This window comes from Nostoc sp. 'Peltigera membranacea cyanobiont' 232 (genome assembly GCF_002245985.1).
Classification (GTDB): Bacteria; Cyanobacteriota; Cyanobacteriia; order Cyanobacteriales; family Nostocaceae; genus Nostoc.
In genome coordinates, this window is sequence record NZ_NOLK01000001.1 from 208058 (window position 1) to 214057 (window position 6000).

The following is a 6000-nucleotide window of genomic DNA, read 5'->3' on the forward strand; positions in this document are numbered from 1 at the left end:
GGGATTGGGGACTGGGGATTGGGTATTGGGGATTGGGAAAAATTCACTACCTTGATTCGAGTCTCTAGTTCCCAGTTCCTAATCCCTAATCCCCAGTACCTAGTACCCAATAACTATGAACTCCACAACTAAATCTAAGGAATTTGAACAACACTATTCGGGGACACTTTCAGATTATGTAACTGCGATCGCTTGGTCGCCACAAGGTAAAACTTTAGCAGCAACTTCTGCCGCTGGTGAAGTAGTTCTGTGGAATGATGGCGAACTTACAACGCTACAAACTGGTAACGGTAAATCAGTAGACTGTCTTGCATTTTCGCCCGATGGAAAATTTTTAGCCGTTGGCGGACAAGATGGACAGGTAAAAATTTGGCGCGACACTGAATTAATCGCCACGTTGGAAAATGCCCCCGCATGGGTTGACAAGCTAGCTTGGAATTACACCAGTAACCAACTGGCTTTTAGTTTGGGGCGTTACGTCCAAGTCTGGGATGCAGATACTCGTGAAATTGTCGTGACGCTAAATTTCGATAACTCTTCAGTGTTGGGTATAGATTGGCGGATTGACGGAGAATACTTAGCGATTAGTGGTTATAAGGGAATCAAAATTTGGCATAGTCAAAACTGGGATGAAGAACCATACAACCTAGAGATGACTACTGTCAGCGTAGCAATGGCTTGGTCGCCCGATGGCAAATACCTGGCTTCTGGCAACATGGATCGTAGTGTCACCGTTTTGGAATGGAATAATCCCGACCCTTGGGTAATGCGTGGCTTCCCTGGTAAAATTCGCCAATTGGCATGGTCAGAAGCTATCACTAAAGTTGGTGCGCCAATACTCGCATCTTCTAGCGTTGAAGGGATTGTGGTGTGGGAAAAGCTAGAGGATGATACTTTAGGTTGGGAAGCACGAGTATTAACTAATCATGTGGGTGTAATCAATGCGATCGCTTTTGCACCAAAAAGCTTCCTTCTCGCTTCTGCTGCTGCTGACGGCTGGTTGTGTTTGTGGAACCAAGCCAAGGAAGTATCCCAAATTATCACAGGTGTCTCAGGAGGTTTTTCAGCCTTAGCTTGGCATCCCCAAGGTAAGTTACTAGCGGCAGGCGGTGAGCAAGGCGAATTAGTTATTTGGTCAAAGGTTTTGCGGGGTCAAGGATTTGGGCGCAGCTAAAATAATTGGTAATTCGTAATTTTTGGGTTTAATTACCCTTCTCCTAAAAGGAGAGGCTAAGTCCAAGTCTAAGTAAGTGGGCGGGAAAATTTATAACTATGTAACGAAAGTTTGACCAGAACGATTAGATTCAAATTTTACACACAAATTCCTAATCTGGCAGCACCCAACTTGATTCAAGCATCTCATCCGATTAGCGATCGAGTTGGTTGCAATTGTGCAAACTGTGTTCAGTCTAGATTTTGCAGCCCCATCGCAATTTTACTATGTTTCTCAATTTGCCTCATTACTTGTTTAGCTCGTTGAATAACCACTGCCGGTAAACCCGCCAATCTTCCCGCCTCAATTCCGTAAGACTTATCAGCGCCTCCCGGTTGGACTTGGTGCAAAAAGATAATTTGGTCGGGTAATTCTTTCACCGTCACTTGATAATTAGCCACATTCGGCAAAATACTAGCTAATTCATTCAATTCATGGTAGTGAGTAGCAAAAATTGTTCGCGCCCGAATATCCACTGCGATATATTCCGCCACCGCCCAAGCTATGGAAAGACCATCAAATGTCGCCGTTCCCCGACCAATTTCATCTAATAACACCAGCGATCTAGATGTGGCATGGTTGAGAATATTCGCCGTTTCATTCATTTCCACCATGAATGTAGATTGACCAGTTGCAAGATCGTCTACTGCACCTACACGGGTAAAAATGCGATCGCATATTCCCAATCTAGCAAAATTAGCTGGTACAAAACTACCAATCTGCGCCATTAACTGAATCAATCCCACCTGACGCAAATAACAACTTTTGCCACTGGCGTTTGGCCCGGTAAGGATAATTAAATCGGGATTGTCATTTGTTATTTGTCCTTGGTCATTTGTCCTTTGTTCTTGGTCATCTGCTAATGATAAATGACTAATGACTAATGACTCTTCACCCAATTGCGTTGAATTCGGCACAAAGAAACCCGCAGGTAAAGACTGTTCCACCACCGGATGACGGCCATCAACAATATTTATCTCCCTTCCTGGTAACATTTCTGGACGACAATAACCTTGATGCACGGCTAACTCAGCTAAACCACACAGCACATCAGCCGCCGCTACTGCACGAGATAGATTGCGAATTACTTCCGCCTCTTGTGCTACCTCTTCCCGCAACGCTGTAAAAATTTCATATTCCAACTGATTTAAATCATCCCGCGCCGTGAGAATCCTGGCTTCTCGTTCCTTCAAATCTGGGGTGATGTAACGTTCCTCATTGGTTAGGGTTTGCTTGCGGATGTAATTAGCAGGTACTTGGTCAGCTTTGCTGCGGGAAATACTGATATAATAACCAAAAGTTTTGTTAAATCCTACCTTCAGTGTCGAAATTCCTGTCTTAGCTCTCTCATCAACTTCTAAGTTGGCAATCCATTGCTGGTCTGCTTCTACAGTTGCCTTCCTCTCATCCAACAGGGAATTTACACTAGGACGAATTAATCCGCCTTCTTTAATTAGTATGGGTGGCGACTCCACAAGGTGCGCGTGTAACTTTTGTGCCAATTCTTCCAACACACTTGGGACTTTATGCAAAGCTTTGAGAAAGGGAGAACGCGCTTCAGTTACTAAGTGGGATAATTCTGGTAAACGTGAGAGAGAATCTGCCAAAGCTACTAAATCTCTAGCATTAGCTGTACCAGAACCTGCCCTTCCTGTGAGACGTTCTAGGTCATAAATTTGCCGCAACAACTGCCGTAAATCTTGACGCAGTGGCGTATTTTCCATCAATTCTTGGATAGTATCAAGACGTGCCCGAATGCCTTTAATATCGAGTAGTGGTTGCAATAACCACCGCCGCAAAGCTCGCCCACCCATCGCTGTACTAGTTCTATCTAATGACCAGAGTAGGGAACCGTGAAAAGTTCCATCTCGGACAGTTTGGGTAATTTCCAGGTTACGGCGGGTTTGATTGTCAACAATTAGGTAGTCGGTGACAGTGTAGCTGCGGAGTCTTTGGAGGGGAACTGTGTTTTCTTTTTGGGTATCTTCCAGGTATTCTAGAAGACCGCCAGCCGCACGAACGGCGAGGGGGAAACGATCGCAACCGAGTCCTTCGAGCGATCGCACCTTAAATTTCTGCAATAATCTAGGTCTAGCTTCGCCTTGGGAAAAGGGAACTTGCGATCGCAAACTATAGCAAAATGATGGTGGTAAACACTCCGGTAGATGGGGCGAGGTTTCTCCCGGACGCAGCAAACTACCCAAATCAGGCGCATTTGTTGGAACTAACACCTCTGAAGGTTGCAAGCGCATTAATTCCTGTGTCAAATGTTCTAAATCACTGCCTTGAGTCGTGAGAAATTCCCCTGTGGAGATGTCTGCATAAGCTAAACCCCAATGATTTGCGGCAATTACTACTGCTGCTAGGTAATTATTGCGACTTGATTTGAGCATTCCTTCTTCTAGCAACGTGCCAGGGGTTAGAATGCGCGTTACTTCCCGCCGCACCAATCTCCCAGCAGCTTCTGAAGCATCTTCCACTTGGTCGCAAATTACCACTGCATAGCCTTTTTCTACCAACATTGTGGTATAGCGTTCCCAAGCGTGATGCGGAACACCAGACATCGCCACTCTTCCCTGTTCCCCAGCTTGCTTGCTAGTGAGGACTAATTCTAATTCTTGCGCTAGTTTGACAGCATCTTGAAAATAGCATTCAAAAAAATCTCCCACCCGATACAGCAACACTGCGTGAGGATATTTATCCTTCGTCTCGACGTAGTGCAGGTACATTTGACTTAGCTTACTGCGATCCACCTGTTGATGGTCAGAAATAAAAGTACTTGCGTCGGGTTTCGTAGATGGAGTTTCAGAGTGAGAAGCGGTCATAGATGCTATTGAGTTACGCGCGGAAATTCCCCAATATCCGATGATAGCTTGATGTTCGAGATGAATTGCGATCGCTCAAGGATATTTTACCCTGTTGGTGCGATCGCTACAGCACGTAGATGAGAATAGTAGCGGTAATTAATGTGATTTTAGTAGAGTTGTTTAAGACGGTAGCCTATACCATGAACTGTTTCAATAAAATCATCAAAAGCTCCGCCTGCTTTGAGCTTTTGACGTAGGCTTCTGAGATGAACTTTCACAGCATGTTCTTCTGGAGGAGACTCTAGCGACCAAATATGTTCAATAATCACACTGCGACTCAGAACCCGACGACCATTTCGCAGCAATAACTCTAATATTCCGTATTCTTTTGGGGTTAAATGGAGCATATTTTCGCCATAACTCACCTCATAAGTGCTGGGGTTGAGGTGCAAATTGCCCCATTCCAGAATTGGCGCTGATGAAACATTACCCCGCCGAAGCAAGGCCCGAATTCGGGCAAATAGTTCTTGCAAATCCACTGGTTTAACCACATAATCATCGGCTCCTGCATCTAATCCGGTGATTTTATCGCTAACAGTGTCACGAGCAGTCAGCATGAGAACAGGCATCGTGTAGCTGTGCGATCGCAGTCGATGGCATAAACTAATTCCATCTAGCTCTGGTAACATCACATCCAGCAGCAGCAAATCATAATCCAGCATTTTGGCTTGATTCCATCCAGCCTCACCATCTGTCACCACATCAACCATATAACGCTGGTCTGTAAGGGCTTCTGCTAAAGTTTCGGCCAGGCGGACATCATCTTCAACTAAGAGAATTCGCATAAATTTTTTTAATCTTACGTACTAGTTATGTTTAAAACAATCTGTGAACTCTCTTTGAGAAAATATTGCAAAAAGTAACAATTTTTAGTTTTCGTGATTTATTTCCGATTTCTTTACTATTTCCTGAGCGATTTCCTTACTTTTGGTATGCAATTCTTGATTGGATGTAGGTTTCTAATAACCTCTTTAAGAAGTTCCAAAAGAACTTGATGTTTAGCCAGGAGATTTTCAGAAAATGGCTTTTGGAGCAAGTTCACGTCTAGGTATCAGCCTGTTTGAAGACACTCACTCAACTGAGAGAGTACCCGGTTATTCAGCAGAAGAACTTGAAGCTCTCATCACAGTTATCTACAGACAGGTGTTAGGAAATGCCTATGTGATGGAAAGCGAGCGGCTGACTGTTCCTGAATCGCAGTTTAAGCGAGGCGAAATCAGCGTCCGCGAATTTGTGCGTTTGGTAGCGAAGTCTGAGTTATATCGTTCTCGGTTTTTCAGCAATTGTCCTCGTTATCGGTCAATTGAATTGAACTTTAGGCATTTGCTTGGTCGCGCTCCTATTGACTTAGAAGAAATGCGATCGCACAGTACTATTCTGGATGAAAAAGGCTTTGAGGCTGAAATTGATTCCTATCTCGACAGCGACGAGTACCAAGATACCTTCGGGGAAGATATTGTGCCTTATATTCGAGGCTACAAAACCGAAGCCTTTCAGAACATCGTGCAGTTTACCCATATATTCCAATTAGTCCGAGGAGCCTCTAGTAGCAGTCTCAAAGGTAACTTGACAGGTAAGCAACCTCGATTAAATAGCTTGGTAATTCAAAATACCCCGACCCCTGTGGTTTCACCAGCTAGCAATGGTGCGATATTCCGCAATCCACCACTAGGCTCTAGAACTCGTCATGGTGTAGCAGCTAGTGATGAAGGTAAGGTTTATCGATTGGAAGTCACTGGTTATCGAGCAAAGGCAGTAAACCAAATTTCTCCATTTCGCCGCAGCAACCAAGTCTATCTCGTGCCCTTTAATAAACTGTCGCAAGAGTATCAACGCATTCACCAGCAAGGCGGCGCGATCGCGAGTATCACCCTCGTTAACTAGCCCAATTCCCAATCCCCAATCCCCAATCCCTAATCC

Annotated in this window: 4 protein-coding genes; 2 read left to right on the forward strand and 2 right to left on the reverse strand. The window is 44.6% G+C overall.

The features are described 5' to 3' along the window. The first annotated feature begins 115 nt into the window (after positions 1–115). Positions 116–1174 carry a WD40 repeat domain-containing protein gene (locus CDG79_RS00950; RefSeq protein WP_094339732.1) on the forward strand — a complete coding sequence of 353 codons (1059 nt, stop codon included), beginning with the start codon at positions 116–118 and terminating at the stop codon, positions 1172–1174. A gap of 230 nt (positions 1175–1404) precedes the next feature. On the opposite strand, the gene mutS is transcribed toward CDG79_RS00950, so the two are convergent. Next, positions 1405–4038 carry a DNA mismatch repair protein MutS gene (gene mutS, locus CDG79_RS00960; RefSeq protein WP_094339734.1) on the reverse strand — a complete coding sequence of 878 codons (2634 nt, stop codon included), beginning with the start codon at positions 4036–4038 and terminating at the stop codon, positions 1405–1407. 149 nt (positions 4039–4187) lie between these two features. After that, a complete protein-coding gene (locus CDG79_RS00965) occupies positions 4188–4865 on the reverse strand; it encodes a response regulator transcription factor (protein WP_094339735.1) in 678 nt (225 codons plus the stop codon). 235 nt (positions 4866–5100) lie between these two features. Between CDG79_RS00965 and CDG79_RS00970 the strand changes: the two genes are divergently transcribed. Further along, entirely contained in the window at positions 5101–5964 is an 864-nt protein-coding gene (locus tag CDG79_RS00970) for a phycobilisome linker polypeptide (protein ID WP_094339736.1), read from the forward strand. Positions 5965–6000: the final 36 nt, after the last annotated feature.

Coding starts and splice junctions, on each gene's coding strand:
- CDG79_RS00950 (WP_094339732.1), top strand. CDS start 116: ATGAACTCCACAACTAAATCTAAGGAATTTGAACAACACTATTCGGGG.
- mutS (WP_094339734.1), bottom strand. CDS start 4,038: ATGACCGCTTCTCACTCTGAAACTCCATCTACGAAACCCGACGCAAGT.
- CDG79_RS00965 (WP_094339735.1), bottom strand. CDS start 4,865: ATGCGAATTCTCTTAGTTGAAGATGATGTCCGCCTGGCCGAAACTTTA.
- CDG79_RS00970 (WP_094339736.1), top strand. CDS start 5,101: ATGGCTTTTGGAGCAAGTTCACGTCTAGGTATCAGCCTGTTTGAAGAC.